The organism is Microbacterium sp. Leaf159 (assembly GCF_001423615.1).
Classification (GTDB): domain Bacteria; phylum Actinomycetota; class Actinomycetes; order Actinomycetales; family Microbacteriaceae; genus Microbacterium.
Genome location: NZ_LMOU01000001.1, coordinates 1900651 through 1924358, shown reverse-complemented (window position 1 = coordinate 1924358; position 23708 = coordinate 1900651). Strand labels below are relative to the sequence as shown.

The 23708-nt window shown below is 70.5% G+C and carries 20 protein-coding genes; 16 read left to right on the top strand and 4 right to left on the bottom strand.

The features are described from left to right. Positions 1-67: 67 nt before the first annotated feature. The 10 genes from ASF80_RS09040 (at position 68) to ASF80_RS08995 (ending at position 11166) form a co-directional block, all read left to right on the top strand. Complete coding sequence (locus ASF80_RS09040; protein WP_056311945.1) at positions 68-1033, top strand: AAA family ATPase; 966 nt, start codon at positions 68-70, stop codon at positions 1031-1033. Continuing rightward, positions 1030-2400, top strand: coding sequence for a DUF58 domain-containing protein (locus ASF80_RS09035; protein WP_056310017.1), 1371 nt, complete (start codon positions 1030-1032; stop codon positions 2398-2400). Before ASF80_RS09040 ends, ASF80_RS09035 begins: the two co-directional genes overlap by 4 nt. Next, positions 2397-4955 (top strand): transglutaminase domain-containing protein, encoded by a 2559-nt coding sequence (locus ASF80_RS09030; protein ID WP_056310015.1) that lies wholly within the window; start codon positions 2397-2399, stop codon positions 4953-4955. The genes ASF80_RS09035 and ASF80_RS09030 overlap by 4 nt, the downstream gene beginning before the upstream one ends. After that, positions 4952-5260: an SAV_915 family protein gene (locus ASF80_RS09025; protein ID WP_056310012.1), complete on the top strand. Its 309-nt coding sequence runs from the start codon at positions 4952-4954 to the stop codon at positions 5258-5260. Before ASF80_RS09030 ends, ASF80_RS09025 begins: the two co-directional genes overlap by 4 nt. After that, positions 5257-5553 (top strand): hypothetical protein, encoded by a 297-nt coding sequence (locus tag ASF80_RS09020; RefSeq protein WP_157521012.1) that lies wholly within the window; start codon positions 5257-5259, stop codon positions 5551-5553. Before ASF80_RS09025 ends, ASF80_RS09020 begins: the two co-directional genes overlap by 4 nt. Then, on the top strand, positions 5553-6764 hold the full coding sequence (locus tag ASF80_RS09015) for a hypothetical protein (protein WP_056310008.1): 1212 nt from the start codon (positions 5553-5555) through the stop codon (positions 6762-6764). The genes ASF80_RS09020 and ASF80_RS09015 overlap by 1 nt, the downstream gene beginning before the upstream one ends. Further along, positions 6761-7519, top strand: coding sequence for a hypothetical protein (locus ASF80_RS09010; protein ID WP_056310006.1), 759 nt, complete (start codon positions 6761-6763; stop codon positions 7517-7519). The genes ASF80_RS09015 and ASF80_RS09010 overlap by 4 nt, the downstream gene beginning before the upstream one ends. Positions 7520-7634: 115 nt before the next feature. Then, complete coding sequence (locus ASF80_RS09005; protein ID WP_056310003.1) at positions 7635-9461, top strand: DUF5684 domain-containing protein; 1827 nt, start codon at positions 7635-7637, stop codon at positions 9459-9461. After that, positions 9458-10288 (top strand): PP2C family protein-serine/threonine phosphatase, encoded by an 831-nt coding sequence (locus ASF80_RS09000; RefSeq protein ID WP_056310000.1) that lies wholly within the window; start codon positions 9458-9460, stop codon positions 10286-10288. Before ASF80_RS09005 ends, ASF80_RS09000 begins: the two co-directional genes overlap by 4 nt. Beyond that, positions 10285-11166 (top strand): hypothetical protein, encoded by an 882-nt coding sequence (locus ASF80_RS08995; RefSeq protein ID WP_056309998.1) that lies wholly within the window; start codon positions 10285-10287, stop codon positions 11164-11166. Before ASF80_RS09000 ends, ASF80_RS08995 begins: the two co-directional genes overlap by 4 nt. A gap of 94 nt (positions 11167-11260) precedes the next feature. Here ASF80_RS08995 and ASF80_RS08990 read toward each other — a convergent pair whose 3' ends face one another. Genes ASF80_RS08990 through eccD form a run of 3 tightly spaced genes read right to left on the bottom strand, consistent with a single transcriptional unit; the run spans position 11261 to position 15285 of the window. Next, positions 11261-12598 (bottom strand): S8 family serine peptidase, encoded by a 1338-nt coding sequence (locus tag ASF80_RS08990; protein ID WP_056309996.1) that lies wholly within the window; start codon positions 12596-12598, stop codon positions 11261-11263. Continuing rightward, the gene (eccB, locus tag ASF80_RS08985; RefSeq protein WP_056309994.1) at positions 12598-13947 is read right to left on the bottom strand and encodes a type VII secretion protein EccB; all 1350 of its coding nucleotides are present in this window, start codon (positions 13945-13947) and stop codon (positions 12598-12600) included. Before eccB ends, ASF80_RS08990 begins: the two co-directional genes overlap by 1 nt. Before the next feature lie 3 nt (positions 13948-13950). Then, on the bottom strand, positions 13951-15285 hold the full coding sequence (gene eccD / locus ASF80_RS08980) for a type VII secretion integral membrane protein EccD (RefSeq protein ID WP_056309993.1): 1335 nt from the start codon (positions 15283-15285) through the stop codon (positions 13951-13953). Between the two features lie 287 nt (positions 15286-15572). On the opposite strand from eccD, the gene ASF80_RS08975 reads away from it, so the two are divergent. From ASF80_RS08975 to ASF80_RS08950, 6 genes are all read left to right on the top strand, one after another. After that, complete coding sequence (locus ASF80_RS08975) at positions 15573-15887, top strand: WXG100 family type VII secretion target (RefSeq protein ID WP_056309991.1); 315 nt, start codon at positions 15573-15575, stop codon at positions 15885-15887. Positions 15888-15928: 41 nt separating this feature from the next. Continuing rightward, a complete protein-coding gene (locus tag ASF80_RS08970) occupies positions 15929-16210 on the top strand; it encodes a WXG100 family type VII secretion target (protein WP_079113895.1) in 282 nt (93 codons plus the stop codon). 151 nt (positions 16211-16361) lie between these two features. Further along, positions 16362-17726, top strand: coding sequence for a hypothetical protein (locus ASF80_RS08965; RefSeq protein WP_056309989.1), 1365 nt, complete (start codon positions 16362-16364; stop codon positions 17724-17726). Then, complete coding sequence (locus ASF80_RS08960; RefSeq protein ID WP_056309987.1) at positions 17723-18991, top strand: FHA domain-containing protein; 1269 nt, start codon at positions 17723-17725, stop codon at positions 18989-18991. Before ASF80_RS08965 ends, ASF80_RS08960 begins: the two co-directional genes overlap by 4 nt. After that, positions 18988-22962 (top strand): type VII secretion protein EccCa, encoded by a 3975-nt coding sequence (eccCa, locus tag ASF80_RS08955; RefSeq protein WP_056309985.1) that lies wholly within the window; start codon positions 18988-18990, stop codon positions 22960-22962. Before ASF80_RS08960 ends, eccCa begins: the two co-directional genes overlap by 4 nt. Further along, on the top strand, positions 22959-23162 hold the full coding sequence (locus tag ASF80_RS08950; protein WP_056309983.1) for a hypothetical protein: 204 nt from the start codon (positions 22959-22961) through the stop codon (positions 23160-23162). Before eccCa ends, ASF80_RS08950 begins: the two co-directional genes overlap by 4 nt. Positions 23163-23201: 39 nt before the next feature. On the opposite strand, the gene ASF80_RS08945 is transcribed toward ASF80_RS08950, so the two are convergent. Further along, positions 23202-23672 (bottom strand): recombinase family protein, encoded by a 471-nt coding sequence (locus tag ASF80_RS08945; protein ID WP_056309981.1) that lies wholly within the window; start codon positions 23670-23672, stop codon positions 23202-23204. Positions 23673-23708: the final 36 nt, after the last annotated feature.

Here is a 23708-nt window from a genome sequence, read left to right as displayed (position 1 = left end):
CGGGTCGCCCGACCACCACACAACCAACGAATACTCTTTCCTTATGCCTGCTCCCACAGCTGCTCCCGTGACCATCGCTCCCGAACAGGCCGCCTGGTTCGCGGAGACCTTCTCGATCCTCACCGGCAACGTCGAGCAGGCGATCCTCGGCAAGCGGCACGTGGTCGAGCTGGTGCTCGCCGCGGCCGTCAGCGGGGGACACGTGCTGCTCGAGGACTTCCCCGGCACGGGCAAGACGGCGCTGGCGCGCGCCATCGCCCAGACCGTGACCGGCACGAGCACCCGCATCCAGTTCACCCCCGACCTGCTGCCGGGTGACGTGACGGGCATCACGGTCTACGACCAGAAGGAGGGCGCCTTCGAGTTCCACGCCGGCCCCGTCTTCGCGAACATCGTGCTCGCCGACGAGATCAACCGCGCGAGCCCGAAGACGCAGTCCTCGCTGCTCGAGGTGATGGAAGAGGGAACGGTCACGGTCGACGGCGTCACCCGCCCCGTGCCCTCGCCGTTCCTCGTGATGGCGACGCAGAACCCCATCGAGCAGGGCGGCACCTACCGTCTGCCCGAGGCGCAGCTCGACCGTTTCATGATCAAGACATCGATCGGCTACCCCGACGAGGCGGCGACCATGCGCATCCTCCAGGGAGCCGCGCAGCCGAAGCACGTGCTCGACGGCATCGTCGGCACCGACACCATCCTCACGATGGCCGAGATGACCCGCGGCGTGTACGTGAACCCGCTCGTCTCCGACTACATCATGCGCATCGTCGACGCCACGCGTCGGGCCTCAGAGGTCCGCCTCGGCGCGAGCGTGCGAGGCGCGATCGCGCTCTCGCGCCTCGTGATGACCTGGGCCGCCAAGAGCGGCCGCACCTTCGTCACGCCCGACGACGTGCGCGAACTCGCGGTCGTGGCGCTCGCCCACCGTCTCGTGCTCGAGCCCGAGGCCGAGTTCGACGGCGTCACCGCCGTCGCCATCGTCGGCCAGATCCTCCTCGACGTCGAGCCCCCGCGCGAGAACGGCACTGCGTGAGCTTCAGCACCGAGTCCCGTCTGACGCGCACGACGGCGGGCACGAGCACGTCGACGCGCACGTCGACGGTCACGCGCTACGACCGCACGCGCCGGGGCCCCGTCCGCGGCGCGGTGTTCGGCGTTCGTCGTGCGGCTCGCAACACGGGGCGCGCGGCGCGCGCATCCGTCGCCTGGGTGCGCGAGACGGTCACGGCGGCAGGGATGCTGGTGGCCGTGGCGCTCGTTCTCGGTCTCCTCGCCGGGCTGCTGTTCGGCTGGGTCGAGGCCTGGGCCGTGGCCGCGATCGCTCTGGTGCTGCTGGTCGCCTGCGTCCCGTTCATCCTCGGCACCCACGACTACCGGATCGACCTCACGCTCGACCGTGACCGCGTGGTGGCCGGAGCGGAGATCGGGGCCACCCTCGACGTCCGCAACAACGGCGAGCACCTCTCGCTCCCCGGTGTCGTCGACGTCCCCGTGGGGGAGGGGCTGGTCGAGGCGCACGTCCCGTTGCTGCGCCCCGGCTCCCATCACCGCGAGCAGCTCACGATCGCCGCTCACCGCCGTGGTGTCATCGACGTCGGCCCCATGACCATCACCCGCGGCGACCCGATCGGCATCCTCCGTCGCGAGCTCCGCTGGCCCGACGTGCAGCGCATCCACGTGCATCCGGTCACCGTGCGTCTTCCCAGCACCAGTGCGGGCCTCATCCGCGACCTCGAGGGCACCCCGAGTTCGGTCCTGGTCGACGCCGACCTCTCGTTCCACGCGGTGCGCGAGTACGTCGTCGGCGACTCGCAGCGCCACGTTCACTGGAAGTCGACCGCCAAGACCGGCAAGCTCATGGTGCGCCAGTACGAGGAGTCGCGGCACGCCCGCATCGCGATCATCCTCGACCTCGACGCCGAGTCGTACGAGAGCGACGACGAGTTCGAGAACACGGTCAGCGCTGCGGCATCCCTGGCACTGCAGGGCGTCCGAGACGGCCGCGACGTGCTCTTCTCGGTGAGCAACGAGATCCCCGAGCACAGCCGCGCCGAGGTGCTCTCGATCCGCACGCTGCCGACCGTGACCCCCAAAGCGCTGCTCGATGCCACGTCGACCATCGACGCGGCCGACCGGGTCATGCGTCTCGAGGCGGTCACCGCCCTCACCGTGCAGTCGTATCCGGACCTCTCGATCGGGTTCCTGCTCACGGGCTCGCGGATGCCGCTCGACCGCCTCCGACTCGCCGCCGTCAAGCTGCCCGCCGCGGTCGAGGCCGTCGCCGTGCGCAGCGAACTCGGCGAGCAGCCCACGATGCGCACGGCGCGCGAGCTCGCGGTCATGACCCTCGGGGCTCTCGGCGACCTGCCGCAGATGCTTGCGCGCGGAGCCCTCCGATGAGCGCGGCAGGAGCCAAGCGCGGCGTGGCCAGGTCTCGACGGTCATTCGCCCTCTCGGCCCTCACCTTCTGGTCGCTCGGCTACGTGCTGGTCGGTGTCGGCCTCGCGACCGCGGCGGTCTGGCCCGTATACGAATCGCCGCGCGCCCTGGCCGTCGGTCTCGTCGGCGGTCTGCTCGGCATGGCCGTCGCCGTGCTCACGCGACTGCTGCGCTGGGGGATGCTGATCGGCGCCCTCGCGGCGGTCGGCACGTACCTCGTGGTCTCGGTGCCGCTCGCGATCCCCTCGGCGCTCTCGTCGGTCCCCGCCTTCATCGGCGGCCTCCGCGATGCGGTGCTCGGTGTCGTGCTCGGGTGGAAGCAGATGCTGACGCTCAACCCGCCGCTCGGCGAGTACCAGGCCGTGCTCATCCCGTTCCTCGTCGTGATGCTTTTCGGCGCGTTCGTCGCGACCCTCCTCGTGCTCGAGAACGGACGCCGCGCCACGATCGCCGTCCCTGTCGTGACGGCGATGAGCGTGTTCGGCATCGCCTTCGGGGTGAGCGGCACCACCTCGCCCGTCTCGATCCTCGGCGTGGCGCTTCCGGCTCCCCGGGAGTGGCTGATCGGCGTCGCCCTCTTCGTCGCCTCCCTCGTCTGGCTGGTCGGTCGTGCCCGCCTGCAGCGTGCCCAGGCGCTGCGCACGGTCGCCGCCGCCAACATCTCTCGCCGGGCCACCCCGGTGTGGCTGACCGTGCGTCGGCATCTCCTGTCGGCAGCGCTCGCGGTCGTCGCACTCGTCGCCGGATTCGCGATCGCCCCGGCGGCTGCCGGATGGTCGGACCGTTCGGTGCTGCGCGACGAGGTCGAACCGATGATCGTCGTGCAGCAGCAGGCGAGCCCGCTCAGCGCCTATCGCTCGTGGTTCGCGGGCGGCACACTCGACGAGACCGTCCTGCGGGTGCAGGGCGACCCCGGTGCGGTCGACCGCATCCGCCTCGTCACCCTCGACTCCTATGACGGCGAGGACTTCCACATCGACCCGGACGACCGGTTCAGTCGGCTCCCGCGCACGGCGCTCCCCGCGGCCGGGCGGGTCTCCCTCGACATCACCATCGGCGACGCCTACCGGGGCATCTGGGTGCCCTCGCCTGCCGGTCTCGCGGAGGCGCCGGCGTTCTCCGGCACCCGTGCGGACGCGCTCGCCGACGGATTCCACGTGAACGAGGGCGGCGACACGGCGATCACGATCGCCGAGACCTCCACGGGCGATGAGGGACTCATCCCCGGCGACCGCTACACGGTTCTCGCGGATGCCCCCGGTGACCAGGGCGACATCACCGCACTGCAGGGCGGGGCGTCGAACCTCGACACCGATCGATACCCGACGCTCGTCGAGTGGGCCGAGATGCAGGAGCAGCCCCGCACGGGGGCGGGCTACCTCGAGATCATCGACCGTCTGCGCGCCCGCGGATACCTCAGCCACGCCCTGCTCGACGACGAAGCGGCGGCCGGCTGGATCGCCTCGCTCAAGGAGTCCGAGGGGTACGCGTTCGCACCGAGCTACGCCGGTCACTCCGCCGCTCGCGTCGAGGAGCTCTTCACCGACATGGTCGAGCAGGAGCGACGGGCGGGAGCGGATGCCGCACCCGAACTGCTCGTCTCTGCGGTCGGCGACGACGAGCAGTTCTCGGTGGCTGCGGCGCTTCTCGCCGAGCACTGGGGCCTCGAGTCCCGCGTCGTGATCGGCACGCGCCTCGCCGCGGCCGAGGAGGTGCCGGGGATCCCCGCGTGCACCGAGACGTGCACGGGGGCGAACATGAGCGCCTGGGTCGAGGTACGCGCCTCCGGCGCCGACTGGATGCCGGTCGACACGACGCCGCAGTATGCGATGCTGCCCAGCTCCATCACGGAGGGCGAGCAGCTGCCCGAGCATCCGACCGTCCCCGAGCAGCCTCGCTCGGAGGCGCTGGATCCTCCCCAGGCGCAGAGCGACTCGAACAACGATGCGCCCCCGCTCGAGGAGCCGCAGTCGGAGCTTCTGGCGATCCTCTTGCCGATCCTGCGGGCGGTCGGTCTGAGCGTGCTCGGACTCGTGCTGCTGGCGCTGCCGTTCCTCGTCCTCGTGCTCGCCAAGAGGTATCGCGCCAGGGCCCGTCGCACGGCGGCGGACCCTGAGGTGCGGCTCACCGGTGCATGGGAGGAGCTCGTCGACGTGTACGCCGACCACGATGTCGAGATGGATACCCAGGGCACGCGCACCCAGCGTGCGCTGTCGACCGACCGCGAGGCGTCGGATCGCCTGGCGGCGCTCGTCGACCGCGCGGTGTTCGCCGAGCATCCGCCGACGAAGGACGACGCGAGTGCCGCGTGGGAGATCGTCGACGCGGAACGTGCCGAGCTCGCGCACGACGGCAGATGGTGGCATCGCCTCGTCAAGCGCGTGCGGCCGACATCGTTCATCGGCCGGGTGCGGTCAGCGGGCGGCCTCCGCTCCTTCGGGCTTCGGCCCGTGCTCGGTACGCTCGGAATGACCGGTTCGCTCGGCGACCGGAAGGCATCAGGAGGACAGACATGACGATCTTCGAACCGCTGCCGCCCGCACAGCCGCCGATGGTGCCTCCCGTGCTCTATCTGCCGCTGAGCGTGCAGTCCACGCCGCAGGAGCAGGCGGTGGAGATCCGGGAGCTGAAGGACGGCCGCCGCGCGCTGCTCGCGTACACCGCACTCGATCGGCTGCTCGACCTCGCAGGCGAGCGACAGCCGTGGATCCTGCTCCGCACCGAGGAGCTCGCCCAGATCAAGAAGTCGCAGCCCTACGATGTCGTGATCTTCGATCTCGACATCCCCGCCTCGTACCGTCGGGACGGGGCGATCGCATGACCCGCATATCGATGGACCCGGAGGTCATGGCCGTCCACGCGAGCATGCACGACGAGGCGGTGGCGTTCATGCGGGGAAAGCTCGCCGCGATCCCCGGATCCGTCGACGGGGGTCTCGCATCCGATGCGGTCGCGGCGATCATGATGCGCGTCGGCGAGGGGGTCGACGCACTGTACCGCATCAACGGCACGCTCGGCGAGGTCGTGCGAGTCGTCGCCGACGATGCCGCGACGAACGAGCAGGACGTCATCGACCAGCTCTCCCCGGTGGCCACGGCGGTCGAGGACCTCTGATGACGATCGACACCACCACGCACGGAGATCCGGCACAGGTGCGCGCCGCCGCCGAGTGGCTCGACCCGGGGCTGAAGGATGCGGCTGACGCGTCCTCGAAGACGACGAGCTTCATCCCGACGGGCGTCCGCTCGCACTGGCACGGCGAATCGGCCGATGACTACGTCACGATCCTCCTCCGTACGACGGATGCGGCGAACGAGATCAGGGACCAGGCGGGCGATGCCGCGGAGAAGCTCCGCTCCTACGCCGGGCAGCTCGAGCGGATGCGCGACGACTTCGCGGCCCACCGAGACAACGCGCGCGCCCAGGGGCTCCCCGTGAACGGCATGGTCATCGGCCGGCCCGTCTCGCTGCTCTCGACCTGTCCCGCGACCCGTGACGACCCGAACTGGGATGCCTGGCAGGAGCACCTCGATCGCATCGATCTGTACAACGAGATCGCGACCGATGTCGGAGCCTGGTGGGGCGAGCTCGAGGTCTGGATCAGCGAGAACCTCGACGCATTCCTCGGGGGACTTCCCGGAGAGACGACGGCGGAGAAGATCCTCTCCGGCCTGAACGAGGCCGGCGGCGAGATGCCGAAGATCTACCTCGACGGTCAGGGTCTGGCGTGGAAGAACACCGCCAGCGATCTCGTCAGCCACGCGGACGAGCTCCGCACCGGAGCATCCGACTTCGTGAGCGACCTCCGCTCGGGGAACCCCGCGACGAAGGCCGCGGCCGAGGCGGCGAACCCGCAGGGCATGCGATGGGCGGCCGATGAGGCTGAGGATCTTGCTCGCGGGCTGTCGCGCGCGAGCAAGGCCGTGCCGTTCGTCGGCTGGGGCATCGACCTCTGGGACCTCGGGACGGCTCTCGAGAGCGGTGACGACCCGTCGTCGACAGCGGTGGAGATCGGCGGCGGACTCCTCGGCGGCGCAGCGGCCGGACTCGGGGTCGCCGGGCTCGCGGCGGCTGGCATCGTGACCCTGCCCGTCTGGGGAACGGCCGTCGTGGTCGGTGGTGCGGCGGTCGCCGTGGGCGCCGGCGCGGTCTGGGCCTACGAGAGCTGGGTGCCGCAGGACGTCAGGGAGTCGATCGACGCAGGGCTCTCCGATGCGTGGGACGCGTCGACGGACTTCGCCGAGGGCGCCTGGGAGAACACGACCGACGTCGTCGGCGACGTCGGTCATGGCATCGGTAGAGCCTGGAAGGGCGTGTTCGGATGACTTCGACCGAGACGACCGCCGTGCAGGCGATCTTCGTGCCCGGACATGCGGGGTGGGCGGGCCAACAGCGCTCCACGACCGGACTGACCGTGCTCGGCGTGGTGCTCGGGCTCGCGCTCGCCGGCTATGGGCTCCTCCTGGTGCTGGATCCGGCTCCGGCGATGAAGCTCCTCGGGCTGGCGGTGTTCGTGACGGTCGGTCTCGCGGCATGGTTGCTCGCGGCGCACCTGCGCGTCTCGCGGGTCCGCGTCGTGCGCGTCGAGGCCACCGATCGTGCGCTCGCCTTCCGCGGTGCCGAGGAGATCATCACCCCGCTCCGGCTCCTGGCCGTCGCCGGGGTGCTCATCCTCGCCGGATGGGCATGGGCGATCGTCGCGGTCCCGGCCGAGCGGCTCTCGACCCTCACCCTGCTCGTCGTCCCCGCCGTCGGCATCACGCTGACCGTCGTCGGGACGCGGAGTCTGTTCCGGCGGCCCGACGCGCATCGGATGACGCTGACGCCGGAGGGCATCGACCTGCGCATCCCGCGCACGGGACTTCGCGCGACGTGGGACGACGTGAGCGGCGCGGCGCTGTCGGGAGATCGGGTCGCGCTGCGCACGACCACGGCGAGGCCGGCATCGTGGGCCGCACGCGATCTCGCGAGCGATCCCGTGCTCCTCGCCGAGCTCGTCACGTTCTACGCCGCCACGGCGTCTGCACGCGCCGAGATAGGACCGCGTACACTCGATCGCCTGCGTTCGGGCGAGTTCTGATGCCTCGCCGAAGTCGGCGGAGCGGCCGGTCCCGTGGTGTTCGTCGGTCGGATGGTGTCGCGCTCGGTACGCTCGGATTGACCGGTTCGCTCGGCGACCGGAAGAAGGGGGACTCATGATCGCGCCCGTGGATGCCGGCTACGCGACGATGCTGGCCATCGTGGGCGGTCTCGGTGTGCTCATCGGCATCGCCATCTACGTCTGGTACGCGTATGCGCTCTCGCGCCTTTTCCCGCGTATCGACGGCGAGGGGTGGAAGGGCTGGGTCCCGATCCTCAACGAGGCCGAGATCCTCGCGCGAGGTGGAGTCCCCGCCTGGTCGGTCGTGTTCTACTTCATCCCGATCGTGCAGCTGTACGGCATCTACCTCAAGGTCGTCGCGACCCACCGCATCAACCAGCGGTTCGGGCGGGGCGCCGGGATGACGGTGCTCGCGATCCTGCTTCCGCCGGTGTGGGCGACGGTTCTCGCCTGGGGCGCCCCTCCCTACCCCGAGGGCGAGCGCCTGGCCGCTCTGCAGCCCGGGCCGCGTCGCACGTCGCAGCCCGCCGCGGCGCCCGCTCGTGACGCATCGGGCTACACGATCCCGTCGCTCGCGCCGCACGCCCAGAGTCAGCCGGATGCTCCCGCGCTCATCTTCCCCGACTACGCGGCCCCGCCCCGGGCGACCACACCGGCAGAGTCGGCGGCGTCCGTTGCTCCCGCTGCGCCGTCCGCGTGGGGCGCGCCGCCGCAGGCGCCTCAGTCGCCATCGGTACCGTCATCGATGTCGCCGGTCGGTCCGCCGCCCGTTCCCGGCGCGCAGTCTCCGTCGTCCGCTCCGTCCGCGGGGCAGTCGCCGAATATCGGAGCGCCCGCCGCGTCGTTCGCGCCGCCCGCACCGCAGGCCGCACCTCAGCCGCCCGCCCCTGTTCCTGCCCCGCAGCCGCCTGCCCCGCAGCCGCCTGCCCCGCAGCCGCCTGCACCGCAGCCGCCTGCCCCGGTGGTGTCTCCGGAGCCGCCGGTGCCGTCAGCCGCTCCGCAGCCGCCAGCTCCCGTCGAGGCGCACCCGACTACCGGGATCATGGCCGCGATGGGCGGAGAGCCGGTGGCCCCGCAGCCATCCGCGCCCGTCGCTGCTCCGCAGCCGCCTGCTCCTGCTCCTGCCGCCACGCCGCAGCCGCCAGCCCCGCAGCCGCCCGCTCCGTTCGAGGACGCACCCTCCGTGATGCCCGCGGCGCAGTTCGCGCCGCCGGCATCGCCGGATCACGGGGCGGCGGATCAGTCTCCCGCCGCGCCGACCCCCGACCCGCAGCGTGTCGTGCGTCCCGCCCCGCCGTCTTTCCGCGACGGTGCGTCCGACCTCGAGCCGCAGATGCCCGTCATCCGTCCGGCACCATCGGCGACCGTGGACGCTCCGGTGGCGCCGGCAGTGCCTGTCGCGCCCGCGCCGGTCGACCCGGCATCGGTCGACCCGGCATCGTTCGACTCCTCGGATGCCGCCGCATCCCCGGCCGCTCCCATGCCGCTCGGCGGACTCGCCGCCGACGTTGACAAGACGGTCGTCACTCCGCGTCCGGCAGAGATCGAGGTCGATGACTTCGATGCCACGGTGGTCGTAGCGCGCAAGCGCGGAATCCGTCGCTCGCTCGTACTCGATGACGGCCGCAAGTTCTCGCTCTCGGGCGCGAGCGTCGTGATCGGTCGCAATCCGATCGGCGAGCCGGGCGAGCAGCGGCTCGCGATCTCCGACACCACACGCACGCTGTCGAAGACGCACGCGCGTCTCGTCGTCCACGACGACGAGTGGCGCCTCACCGACCTGCACGCTACGAACGGCGTGGTCGTGGTCGAGGAGAACGGCACGGAGACGCTGCTCGATCCGGGCGAGAGCGTCACCGGAAACGGGCGCTTCATCCTCGGCGAAGTGGGCATGCACGTCATGGCGGAGCGAGATTCGTGATTCTCTCCTCTGTGGTCCTCAACGTCGCGTCACTGACCGACACCGGTCTCAAGCGCGCCGCGAACGAGGACTCGATGCTCGTCGCGTCGCCGGTCTTCCTGGTCGCCGACGGCATGGGCGGGCATGAAGCGGGCGATCGGGCCAGCGCTGCGGTGGTCGAGGCCTTCGAACCGCTGCGAGGACGCACGGTCGAGGTCGCCGACATCGGCGAAGCCCTGAGCCATGCGGCGGCCGTGGTCGAGGACATCTCCGCCGAGCACAAGCGCGGGGCGGGAAGCACCGTCACGGGCGTCGCGCTCGTCGAGCACGACGGCGCGCCGCACTGGCTGGTGTTCAACGTCGGCGACTCCCGCGTCTACCGGCACCACGGCAACGACCTCACCCAGTTGACGATCGACCACTCGCTGGGGCAGGAGCTCGTGGATGCCGGAGAGCTGCGCCCCGAGGACCTCGCGTCGTTCTCGCAGCGCAACGTCATCACCCGGGCCATCGGGGCACCGGACAGCACGGCCGACAGCTGGCTGCTTCCCGTGGTCGACGGCGAACGGCTGCTGCTGTGCTCCGACGGGCTGAGCGGTGAGGTCAGCGACGAGGCCATCCGTGCGACCCTGACGATGAACGGACGCCCAGAGACCGCCGCCGCCGCGCTCGTGAGCCGGGCGCTCAAGGCAGGCGGGCGCGACAACGTCTCGGTCGTCGTGATCGACGTGGTCTCGGGCGGCGCGCGCACGCGACCCGACGACAGCACGGCAGGGCGCATCGCGGCATCCGCCTCGCTGACCGACTCCATGCTCGAGGGCACGACGATTCCGGTGCGGGTGCGATGACCGACGACGATAACGACGGCGAAGAGACCGTCATCCTCACCCGTCGCGACCGGCGTCGGGGTGGTGCGGTCGCGGATGCAGCGCCAGCACAGCCAGCGCCGACGGATGTTGAGCCAGCCCTTGCAGGGCCGGCAATCGTCGCGGACGACGATGCGGGGTCCGCGGATTCGACGGATGGCACCGACGCCGACGCCGAGGTTCTCGATGAGGCCACCGTCGTTGTGAATCGGAGCGCAGGACGCGTCGAGGAGCCTGCTGGTTCTCTCGACGACGAACTCGTCGAAGAGGCCACCGTCGTCGTGAACCGGAGCGCCGGAGTCGTCACGGAGCCCGCTGGTTCTTCCGGTGACGACGTTCTCGATGAGGCCACCGTCGTCGTCGACCGAAGTGCGGGACGCGTCGAGGAGCCTGCTGGTTCTTCCGGTGACGACGTTCTCGATGAGGCCACCGTCGTCGTCGACCGGAGCGCCGGAGTCGTCGCGGAGTCCGCCGATACTCCCGACGATGAACTCGTCGAAGAGGCGACTGTCGTCGTGTCCCGGCCGCCTCGACGTCTGCGTCGCAAGCGAACGAAGGGCGCCGGCGAGCAGGACGGTGCCCCAGCCGATCCCGCGCCGACTGCCGCGCCCATCTCGTTCGAGGCGCCGACCGGTGTCCGGCCACCCGAGATCTATCGTCCCCGCCCGGCGCCGCTCGGGCCCTCTGCTCCGCCGATCGTGGTCGGAGCCGCCGCACCCACCAGGGCGGTGGATCCGCAGCTCCCCTCCGTGGCCAAGCAGGGATTGCGCTGGAGCATGATGACGCTCCTCGCTTTCGCCGCGGCCTGCGCCGTCTCCGTCGTCGGTCTCGTCACCCTCGGCTTCGTCGTCTTCGCCTGAAGCCTCGTCCGCGCCGACGGAGCGGTCGCCGTCGACTTCGACTGAGGGCTAGGCGCGACTTCGACTGACGGCTAGGCGCGTCCGACCTGGCGGCTCAACCGACTCTGTCGGAATCGGCGCCCGTGTCCGGCGTGTGCAGCAGCCCGCCCTCGCGCTCGACCTCGTCTGGATCGTCTACGGGAGCCTCCCTGCGGCGTCGCAGCACGATCAGGATGCCGAGCACGCCGAGCAGGCTCGCGCCGCCGATCGCGGTGAACAATGCTGCCTCGCGCGTGAGGAGGAACGGAGAGGCGCCGTGGTCGGGGTCGACCGTGGCTGCGGGCGGTCGGGCCGCGCTCTCGGTCGTGTCGAAGTACGGGCTCACCGGTCCCCGTGTGGTCTCGTCAGGGAGCAGTTCGATCGCGGCGAAAGGCTGGATGAAGCCCCACCCGTTCACGTCGTCGCGGTTGTCGGCGTCTGCTCGCAGCCCCGTGGCGGTGAGCCGGTAGGCCCACCCTGCCGGAGGATCCTCCGGATGCGCCTCGGCGACGAGGGCTGCGGCCGCACTGGCGTATCCGGTGGCGTAGCTCGATGCCGGGGCGTCGCCGGCGAAGATGCAGTCCCCGCCTCCGGCCGCCGCCGTCAGCACGTTGCCGCCAGGAGCCGTCACGTCGACCTGGGGGCCGTGGATCGAGCTCTCGGTGGCGCGGCCGTTGCTGTCGGCTGCGCTGACCCCGAGAGCCTGCTCGTAGGCTGCGGGATAACGGGCGGCGTCCGCCGCATCGGCGTCCGACGCCCGGTTGCCGCCGCTCGCCACGACCAGGGCGCCGACCGCGGCCGCGTGCTCGACGGCGGCACGGAGCTCGGCGGAGTCGCTGTCCTGTGACATCGAGACGTTGATGATGTCGGCGCCGTTGTCTGCCGCCCAGTGGATGCCGTCCGCGAGGCGCTGCGAGGTCGGTCCGTAGCCCTTGTCGACATCCTGCTGCTGGGTGCTGCGGAATGCCCGCACCGACAGCAGTCGCGCGTCGGGTGCGAGTCCGACCACGCCCGAACCCGGGACAGGCTGCGCCGCGATCTGACCGGCGATGGCGGTGCCGTGACCGGTCGTGTCGCTCATGCCGTCGGCGCGCTCACCGTCGCCGACGAGATCGACGCCGCCGATCACGACGCCGGCGAGGTGCGGATTGCTCGCGTCGATCCCCGAGTCGACGATCGCGACGACGATGCCCTTGCCCGTGGCGAGTCGGTTCGCGTCTTCCGTGCCGAGCTCAGCCAGAGCGGTCGGAGCCTCGGGACTGAAGACCACGGTGCCCGGGGTGCACGCCTGCCCCTCCGTCGCGGTCGACACGATCGACGACGAGGGGGCGGTCGACGCCAGCGCCGCAGCCGGCGTTCCCAGGAGTGCGGTGCCGAGCATGACGGCCGCGAGGGCGGCGCTGCGACGACGCATCAGTTCGTCCCGGAGCCGGGCGACTCTCTCGCGGCCTCGGTGGTGAGGGCGGGGCCTGCGGCGAAGAACTCGAGCCACGCGTCGGACACTCGTCCCACATCGTCGGGTGAGTAACCGAGCTGCGCGATCGGGCCGCTCGCGGCATCCTCTGCGCTCTGCTCGGCGACAGCCCCGGGAATCGCATAGGCCGTGCCGGACTCATCGATCAGCACAGCCAAGCCGACCGCGTCATCCGATGCGGCGCTGACCTGAACGAGGGCTCCGCCACCGACCTTGACGTCGACCGTGGAGCGCTCTTCGGGCAGTGCGGTCGTGGTCGCTCCGAGCACGGTATGAGCGTCGTCGGTGAGCACGGCGCACGGAGACTCGCCTGCCGCGAGAGGCTTCAGCGGCAGAGTGGGCCAGTCCTCGCCGCCGATGTACGACACCGTCGGCACGTCTCCGTACTCGGCGGGAGACACCTCTTTCTCGGACGCCTCCTGGCCGCTGCCGAGGAGGTAGAGCTGGTAGGCGAGCGGGCTGAGGCGTGCGAGCTCGCCGGTCGCGAGAGCCACGTAGCGCTCGTCGGCGGGGGTGCCCTGCGTGTGCACGATCGTCCCGGCCGTGAGGTTCGTGTCGGGGACGGGGGCGCCCATGGCGTTGAGCCTGATCGGCTCGAGCTCCTCGCCGGACTCGAAGAGGTTGAGCCAGCGGCCGTCGACCTCGAGGATGTCGCTGGTCCCGAGTCCGACCGCGCGGAGCACGGCGTTCGCGTCATCGGCCGACACCGCGTAGCGCAGGCCGTCGGCGATCACGAAGAGCTCGTCGCCGCGCTGGACGACCGCACCCGTGCCCGTCGAGACATCGGCGATGGGGGAGGTCGAGAGTGAGACGGCGGCGCCTTCGCCGTCGTCGACGCACGCGGTCCACGACGAGTTGATCAGGGCGTTCGGGGCCGGAAGGTCGTCGGGGGCACCGAGGATGCCGATCGCGGGTCCGACAGGGATCCCGTCGAGCGCGGCCTGGTCGGTGCGCACCACCTTGAACTCGCCGGCGGGGATCAGCAGGCGTGCGCTGGCGGTGTTGATCACCGGGTAGAGCGTGCCGTCGACCGAGACGTAACGGGCCCCTGTGTCGGTGGCGACGATGAGTCGGTTGTTCTGCCAGTCGCCCGGAAGACCCGGCTGCATGATGCCCCAGAACACGCCGACGAGGATGACTCCGACCGTGAGCGCGACACCGGCGACGACAGCGCGCAACGGCTTCGCGGGGTCGAGCTCCTTGCCGCCGGGGGCGCCCCCGGTGAACGCCGAGAGCAGTCGACGCCGGCTGAAGCCCTGCGCCTCGATCAGATCCTTCTTGGTCGCCATCGGTCAGACGAGCCCGGCCGTGGTGACGCCGAGCGGCAGCAGGAGTGCGAGAGCGAAGACTTCGACGGTGTCGCCGAGGCGGGTCAGCCGCAGGCGGGCCTTCGGAGTCAGCAGCGTCAGACCGACGAGGATGACGGTCGCGACGACGAGGATGAGGAGCATCCAGGTGCGCACGTCGGGAAGCGCGAGCGCCACCGTCACGCCCGTCGTCGCAAGGCCGATGGCTCCGATCGCCATGAGAACGAGCACGCCGAGGCGGGCGTGGATCTGCCGCGACTGGAACATCATTCCGACGAACGCGAGAACGCAGAGCAGAGCACCGAAGACTCCGCTGGCGGCGACCAGGGGAGTCGCGATCAGGGCGGCGAGGCCGAGTGCGGCCCGCAGCGCGATGAGCGTGCGCGTGCCGGCGGCCGCGCGGCGCTTGACCTCGTCGGCGTCGATCGGCTCGGGCGCGGCGAACATGTCGGCATCGCTCTGCGGAGAGATCACCCGGATGCGGGTGGAGGTGAGGGCGAGCCAGGGGATGCCGTTGGCGAGCAGCGCCGTCGTGGCGAGCATGATCGCGTACGGCGCGAGCGCATCGCCGAAGATCGCGGCGCTCGTCGCCGTGATGCCGATCGATGCGCCGAGGGCGATGGGCACGAGGTGGATCTCGGGCTTGTCCTGGGTGACCGCGAGGCCGACACCGCCGACGATGACGAGTCCGAGGCCCAGTGCGGCGAGCGGCCAGCCCCAGATGCTCTGCACCGGCACGGCGAGGTACCCGGCGAGCCCTCCGTATGCCGCGGCCGTGAGTCCGAGTGCGTGTCCGGCCTCCGGCTGACGCAGGCGCATGAGCACGGCTGCGGCGACGCTGAGCACGATGGCGCCCGCCCCCGCGATGATCGACGGGAGGAGCGACGTCGGAGGGGTGGCGACGAGCAGGAGCGCGCAGAGCGCGAGGAACGTGAGGCTGACGAAGAGAGCGGTACGCGAGCTGTCTGCGGGGGTCCACGAGCCGTGCTGCTCGGCGGTGGCGTCGATCACGGCCTCGACGACGTCGTCGTAGACGCGCGGCTCCTTCATCAGGCCGCCGCGGACGAGGGTCAGCAGTTCGCCGTCGTGCACGCCCTGCGCAGCGGCGCCGCGGGCGGGGTCGAGAGGGGTGCCGTCCGCCCTCTGCAGCGAGTAGCCGCCGTGGGTGAGCGTCGGATCGAGCACTCCGAGGCTCCGGGCGAAACCGGGGATGATCTCGACGAGCGGGACCTGCGAAGGCACGCCGACGTCGAGCCGTCGGTCGTCGCTGACGACGGAAAGCCGCAACACGGTGCCTGCCGCTGTGCTGCTCTGAGTCATGGAACGATGCCCCCTCCATGGTGTGCCGCCGATCGGGAGGAGACCCGTGGCTGCGCATTCCGCCTTTCACCCTAGTTGAGGCATGCGACAACACGTAGTCGTCGGTCGCGACGATTTCTCCATCGATCGGACGATCTCTGCGCGGATGAGCCCGCTGTTCTGGTGATTCCGGTCGATCTGATCTAGCCTGTCTCCTGAAACGAATCGTGGGGGGTTGTTTCGAAGTCGTCCCAACACAGGGATGCGCTCCCCGCACGTGTGTCCGCAAGGACCGGAGGGAGTGAGTTATGGCTGATGTCATCTCCGCAGAAGAAGGGGCTCTGCGCCGCGGAGCCCAGGCGGTGCGGGAGACCAAGTCCGGGATCGACCAGCAGACCAAGAAGGTCCGCAGCGAGATCGAGCAGCTGCGTGGCTTCTGGACGGGTGCGGCCGCCGCATCGTTCTCGACGCTGATGTCCCGCTGGGACGAGCAGGCTCGTCAGCTCAACGAGGTCCTCGTGACGCTCGAGGATGCCCTCGCCGGCACCGAGCGCGACCAGGCTGCGACCGAAGAAGCTCACCAGCAGACCATCTCGGGCCTCGGCTCGATGATGGGTTCCTGAGCACAGACCACAGAGATTTCAAGGAGAACATGATGCAGTCGATGTCAGTTCGCCCGGAGCAGGTCAACGCTCTGGCAGCGCAGATCCGCAGCGGGTCGCAGGGTATCCGTTCCGAGCTCGACCGTCTCGAGTCCGAGGTCGGCAAGCTGCGTGCGGCGTGGGATGGTTCCGCGCAGCAGGCCTACGACCAGGCTCAGGCCAAGTGGAACCGCTCGCTGAGTGAGATGCAGCAGCTTCTCACCCAGATCGCGGGCAAGACCGAGGAGATCTCGGGCCAGTACGTGCAGACCGACAAGTCGGCTGCCGGGCGGTTCGGAGCCTGATCCCGTGGCGCGGGCCCGTCGCAGAGATGCGTCGGGCCCGCGCCGTCTGCTGTGCCTTCCGGCCACGGAGCCGGACAGCAGTGCAGGCGTCACGGGTCAGCGCAGCAGGAGTGTCCACGGCTTCGGCCGTGCAGGTCGATAAGGTGCAGGTGTGACAGTCGAGATCGTAGAGCGGCGTCGGATCGTTCTTCAGAGCGAGGATCGTCGCTTCGATCTCTCGCTTCCGTTCGACGAGACCCTCGACGACGCTCTCGTCCTCAGCGGGCTGTCGACGGCCGATCGCTTCGTGACGATCGGTCCCGGCGGCTTCGAGATCCCCGGTGAGACCGAGTGCGAAGACCTCATCGACGGCGGGCTGTACGCGCTCATCGACCGCACGGCGCTGGCCCCGCAGGCCCGGCGCGCGGGTGCGACCTCAGGGCCTACGCGCGCGGACCACGGCGCCCGATGGTGGATGCTGGCCGTCAGCGGTCTGCTGCTCGTCGCGGTCTTCGCGCAGGGGGCAGGCGATCCGCTGCTCAGACTGCTGATCGGGCTGCTGCTCGTCCTCGCTGCCATCAGCGGAGCGGTGGCATGGGCGCGTCGGGATTCGGCGGCAGGCGTCCGCGGCATCCTCGGTGTTCTCGCCCCGATTCTGCTGTCGTTCGCTGCCGGTGCGCTCCTGATCCCGGCGGGGCTCGAGGCGAGTGCCCATCTCTCCGCAGCCACCGGTTTCCTCGCGGCCGGCATCACCACCGCCGTGATCGCGGTGTCCGCCCGCGCCCGTCCGATGCGGGCGGCCGCCGGCACAGCGACAGTGCTGCTCGTCGTCCTCGCCGCCATCTGGGGGCTCGCCCTGCTGCTCCGCTGGGGACAGGCCGAGGCTGCGGCCGTCTCGCTCGGACTCGTCCCGCTGGGGCTCCGAGCTCTGCCGAGCAGCCTGGTGAACCTCCCCGAGGGATACTTCATCGACTACAAGCACTTCATGACGAGCCGCTGGACCGTGCGCGGAGCCATTCCCGAGTCCGTCGGTCTGCTGCGGCCCGAGCGCATCACGGCCGTCGTCGACGACTCCTCCGCCCGACTCATCGCCGGCACCGCGGTGCTCAGCCTCGTCGCCGTGCTGATGACGCCGCTCGCGTTCCTGCGTGAGTGGCCCGACGACCCGATCGTCGTCTCCGGGGGCATCGCCCTCCTCATCTGCGTCGGCCTCGCGCTGCTGCTGACTCCGCGGCACACGACGTCGCGCATCCTGCGGTGGCTTCCCCGTGTGGCCGCCGCCGTCGTGTTCGTGGTCGCCGGCATCCAGGCCGCGGTGGCCCTCGGCGCGGGTTTCCAGGTGCTCGGCGCGGCAGTGCTGTTCGTCGTCGGGCTCACAGCGGTCGCTGTCATCATCCCGATCTCGCGCGGCGCGAGCTCGCTCGTCTGGTCGCGATTCGGCGACGCGTTCGAGTGGCTCGCCGTCGCACTGGCGCTGCCGGCTGCTCTGCTCTACGCGAATGCACTGTCGCTCGTTCGTGGAATGATGGCGGGATGAGCGGGAACGGCGAACCACAGCCCTGGCCGGCGGGTGGACTGATCCCCCCGGTGCAGCCAGGCCCCGTTCAGCCGGGCGAGATCCCGGCACTCCCACCGGCACTCATCGCGGCGCCGCCCGGGGTCGACGGCGCACCGCTGCGCTCCGCACCCACCCCTCCCGCACCCACCCCGATCGTCTCGACGCGCGCACGGACGCGGCAGCCCGCAGACGGTCTGGGGCCTGCATTCGTCGGCTCGCCGGCGGGCACAGGGCTGCGGATCGCGGCCTTCACCCTCGATGTCGCCGCGGTGATCCTCATCGCGGCCATCGTGCTCGTCACCACGCGCAGCATGCTCCTCGCCGGCCTGACGGTCGCCGAGCTCGCGATCTTCCTCTGGGTGCTCGAGGCCCGCACGGGTCTCACCCTCGGCAACGCCGTGCTCAGGCTGCGCGCGGCGCGAGCCGACCGCCCGTACTCTCCCGGCATCGGCCGCCAGTTCGTGCGAGGAGTCGTCACCGGTGCGGGATTCCTGGTCGCCGTGGGCAGCTGGGTCGTCGTCGCATCCACAGCCTGGGACCGCGGCGGACGCCGTCAGTCCTGGGCCGACCGCATGGCGGGCACCGTGGTGGTGTCGGTTCCTCCGCGCGCTGCCGCGGACGTCGCCGCGGTGGTGCCGGTTCCGCAGGCGGCAGCACCGCTCGCACCCCCTCAGGTCGTGCCGCTGGGTGCGCATCCCTCGGCGGTCGACGAGGACTCCGAGCCCACCGATGCCCGCGCGGCCTCGCACCGCACCGAGACGCCCGCCCCCTTGCCCCAGGGCGAGGACCGCCCGCTCTTCACAGTCGCCCCTGCCCCTGCCCCTGCCCCTGCCCCGGCGCAGCAGGCCGGCGGTGACGCTGCCGGCCCGGCATCCGAGTCCGGCGCCCTGCTGCTCATCTTCGACACCGGTCAGCGGGTGCAGCTCGGGCTCCCGGTCGCAGTGAACCTCGGTCGTGCGCCCGTGGCCAGCGTCCATGACGACCGGCTCGTCACCGTGACCGATCCTGACTCCTCGGTGTCCAAGACGCACCTGCGCATCGAGCATTCCCGAGGCCGCACCTGGGTCACGGATTTCGGATCCACCAACGGCTCCGACGTCCGCTCCGACGACGGGCAGATGACGGAGCTCGTCGCGGGCGAGCGGATGCTCCTCGACGACGCCGACCGCGTCCGCATCGGAAACCGCAGCTTCACCATCAGCCTCCTGCTGGCCACAGACAGCAGCGCCGGAGAGAGAGCATGACAGGACCCCGCCTCGCGCCGCCGCGCGTCCCCTCCGGAAAGCTCCCCGTCCAGGCGCCGCCCGAGCTGCAGCCGAACGACGGCGGCATGGGGATCCTCGGATCCCTTCTGCCGATGCTCGGAAGCGTGGGCGCGATCGTCATGGTCACCATGTCGAACCAGTCCGTGACAGGTCTGCTCACCGGTGGCATGTTCCTGCTGTCGTCGCTCGGGTTCGTCGCCGTGAACGGCTGGCGTCAGCGCTCGCAGCGGCAGGCCGCCACGCTCGGCTCGCGCCGCGAGTACCTGGCCTACCTCACCGAGTTGCGTCAGACCGTGCGCGTCGCCGCGAGGCAGCAGCGGAGAGCAGCGAACTGGCACCTGCCCGCGCCCTCGGCGCTGCCGTACATCGCCGAGGAGCGCACCCGCGTGTGGGAGCGCGGCATGAACGACCCTGACTTCCTCACGGTGCGGGTCGGCACGAGCGACCAGCCGCTGTGCATCACGCTCGAGGCGCCTGAGCTCCCTCCGCTCGCGCAGCTCGACCCGGTCGCGGCGTCCGCCGCGCATCGATTCATGCTGACCCACGAGCTTCAGAAGAACCTCTCGCTCGGCGTCACCCTGCGCGACTATGCGCGCATCGAGATCACGGGCGACGAGAGCGAATCGCGTGGCCTCGCGCGAGCCATGCTGCTGCACCTGGCCACGATGCACGATCCCGACATCGTGCAGATCGTGATCGCCGCAGACTCCGCGGTCCTCCCGCAGTGGGAGTGGGCCAAGTGGATGCCGCACACGCACTCGCGCACCGTCAGGGACGGCCTCGGCGCGGCGCGGATGATCGGGTCGCAGCTGTCCGAGCTCGAGGACATGCTCCCGGCCGAGGTGCGTGAGCGCTCTCGCTTCTCGCGCGACGGATCCGGCGCCAAGGTGCCTCACATCGTGATCCTCACCGACGGTGTCAGCACGTCGTTCAACGACATGCTGGTCAGCGGTGACGGCGTGCAGGGCGTGACCGTGATCGACCTCCCTTCTCGGTGGAGCGACCTCGACGACCCGAACGCGCTTCGCATCGCGTTCGAGCCCGGAGACAAGGGCAGCCGCGCCGAGCTCGTGAGCCTGCAGGTTCCCGCGCGTCCCTTCGAGGCCGACGCGATCAGCATCGTCGAGGCCGAGGCGACCGCCCGGCGGCTCATCGCCCTGTACTCCGGTGGCACGACCATCACCAAGAAGAAGAGCGCGACCGATCAGGCCGAACTCGTCGAGCTGCTCGGACTCCCCGACGTGCGCGATCTCGACCTCGACGCGGCCTGGGCTCCTCGTCTCGAACGCGACCGACTGCGTGTGCCGATCGGTCAGACCGAGGACGGCAGCCCGCTGATCCTCGACATCAAAGAGTCCGCGCAGCAGGGTATGGGCCCGCACGGTCTCATCATCGGTGCGACCGGTTCGGGTAAGTCCGAGGTGCTGCGCACGCTCGTGCTCGCCCTCGCGATGACCCATTCACCCGAGCAGCTCAACTTCGTGCTCGTCGACTTCAAGGGTGGCGCGACGTTCGCCGGCATGGCGGACATGCCCCACGTCTCGGCGATCATCACGAACCTCGGCGAGGAGATCTCGCTGGTCGACCGCATGCAGGACGCCCTGCAGGGCGAGATGGTCCGTCGGCAGGAGCTCCTCCGCGCGACCGGTCCGTTCGCGAACGTCGCCGACTACGAGAAGGCGCGTCGTGGCGGACGCACCGACCTCGCTCCTCTTCCCGCTCTGCTCATCGTCGCGGACGAGTTCTCCGAGCTGCTGTCGGCCAAGCCCGAGTTCGTCGACACGTTCGTCAACATCGGCCGACTCGGCCGTTCGCTCCAGGTGCATCTGCTGCTGTCCTCGCAGCGCCTGGAGGAGGGCAAGCTCCGCGGCCTCGACACGCACCTGTCGTACCGCATCGGCCTGCGCACGTTCTCGGCGGCGGAGTCGCGCACGGTGCTCGGCGTGCCCGACGCGTATCACCTGCCCACGCAGCCGGGTGCCGGAATCCTGAAGTCCGACACCGAGACGATGACCCAGTTCCGTGCCTCCTACGTGTCGGGGCCGCCGCCTCGCCGCAGGCGCCGCGCGGCCACCGGCTCTGCGCAGAGCACGGGCTCGACCGCGGTCGAGCTGTTCACCGCTGCTCCGGTCTGGCGTGCTGACACCCCGGTCGACGAGCCCGAGGTCGTGGTCGACGCCGAGCCCGAAGAGAAGCGCAACACCTTCGAGATCGCCGTCGAGATGATGAGCGGTCGCGGCCCCTCGGCCCACCAGGTCTGGCTGCCGCCGCTCGAGACCCCGGCCACGCTCGACCAGCTCTTCGGCGACCTCGTCGAAGACCCGGCCCTCGGCCTGATCTCGCCGCGGTGGCGGGGCGCCGGTGCGCTCACCGTTCCGCTCGGAATCGTCGATGTGCCGCTCGAGCAGCGCCGCGAGAACCTCGCGATCTCGCTCGGCGGTGCCGCGGGTCACATGGCGATCGTCGGTGCGCCGCTCAGCGGCAAGAGCACTCTCGCGCGCACGGCGCTGGTCGCACTGGCGCTCACGCACACTCCGCAGGAGGTGCAGTTCTTCGTGATCGACTTCGGTGGCGGCAGCTTCACCGGCCTGCAGAGGTTCACGCACGTCAGTGGCGTCGCGACGCGTTCGGAGCCCGACATCGTGCGACGCACGGTCGCCGAGGTCACGAGCCTGCTCAACGCCCGCGAGGTCTACTTCCGTCAGAACGGCATCGACTCGATCGACACGTATCGTCAGCGCCGTGCCCAGGGGCTGGCGGATGACGGCTACGGAGACATCTTCCTGATGGTCGACGGCTGGGGCACGCTGCGAGCCGAGTTCGAGATGCTCGAACCGCAGATCCAGGCGATCGCCGCCCGCGGTCTGACCTACGGCGTGCACGTCGTGATCACGGCGGCTCGCTGGATGGAGATCCGCGCCAACATCAAGGACCTCATCGGCACGCGGATCGAACTGCGGCTCGGCGACCCGACGGACTCCGAGGTCAACCGCAAGGCGGCGGAGAACGTCACCGCGATCCCCGGTCGCGGTCTGAACGAGAACGGCCTGCAGATGCTCACGGCGCTGCCGCGCATCGACGGCGTCGACGAAGCCTCCTCGCTCGCGGGCGGCATCGACGATCTCGTCGCTCGGGTCGCATCGGCGTGGCACGGCCCCGCCGGACCCAAGCTGCGTCTGCTGCCATCGCGCATCGGTCACGCCGACCTGCGCGGCGTCGCCGCGGCCGCATCGGCGGACGGTTCGGAGCCCCGCGAGATCCTCCTCGGCATCGACGAGGCGAACCTCGCTCCGTTCTCGATCGACCCCCTCGAAGAACCGCTGCTGTACCTCTACGGCGATGCCGACTCGGGCAAGTCGTCGATGCTCCGCGGAGTCGTGCACGAGATCACTCGCCTGTACGGGCCGTCCGAGGCGAAGATCTTCGTGGTCGACTACCGCCGTGCGCTGCTCGGAGAGATCCCGCAGGAGTATCTCGGCGCCTACCTCACCTCGCACGAGATGACGGAGGGCGGCATGAGCGAGCTCGCGCAGTTCTTCCAGAGCCGCATCCCCGGCGCCGACGTCACTCCCGACCAGCTGCGCACGCGGTCGTGGTGGAAGGGCGCCGAGGGCTTCGTGCTCATCGACGACTACGACCTCGTGTCCACTTCGCAGGGCAACCCGGTGGCCGTGCTCGCCCCGCTGCTCGCGCAGGCGGCCGACCTCGGTCTGCACGTGATCCTCACGCGTCGCACCGGTGGAGCGAGCCGTGCGGCCTACGACCCGATCATCCAGCGCATGACCGACCTGGGCGCCACCGGCATCCTGCTCTCGGGCAGCCCGGAGGAGGGTCAGCTGATCGGCAAGGTCAAGGCGATCCCGGCCATCCCCGGTCGCGCGCAGATCGTCAGCCGTGATCGCGGCCTGGTCGCCGCACAGCTGCTGTGGGTGCCGCCGAGCTACCAGTGACGGACGCGAAGAGGATCGCCGTCGAGACCGTCTGGGTCCCCGGTCACACCGGATGGCAGGGCCAGCGACGGTCGACGACCGGGCTGATCGCACTCGGCGTCCTGCTCGCCGCCGTGATCCTCTTCTACGCGCGGCATCCCGCGGCGCGAGCCGAGATCGGCGCGGCGACGCTCGCGCGTCTCCGGTCCGGAGATTTCTGAGGCCCGGTTCTCAGCGATCCGGCGCGCTGGCCGGGGGTGTCAGCGCGTGGCGTCGGCCAGGTGTCGTGCGTCGTGGCTCAGCACCTTGACGATGATGCCGTGGCGGCGCAGCTCCTTGGCCGTGCGGGCGCCTTCGTCGGCGTCACGGCCCAGAGCGTGGATGTTCGCGACGACGAGCACGTCGCCCGTCTTCAGGGTGCCGATGAGGCGTGAGAGCCGGTCGCTCCAACTCTCGAGGATGTCGGGGGAGGGGTGACGGAACCCCTCGATCGGCACACCGAACCGGGTGAGGTCATCACGCTGCTCGACCACCGAGGGCATGCCCTCGCGCGAGACGACGAGTCCGACAAGGCGGGAGCCGTCTGGTCGGGCGAGCCAGAAATCGCGGTTCTGCTGCAGCTCGGTGAAGCACTTCGGGCATTCCGCTGCCGCATGCGGCAGGTGCAGCGGACTCGTCAGGGCCTCGTCGACGGATGCCGTCGCCTTCATGGGATCGATCGTCTCGCTCATCGCGCACCTCCGGCATCCATTCTGCCCTGATCCGAG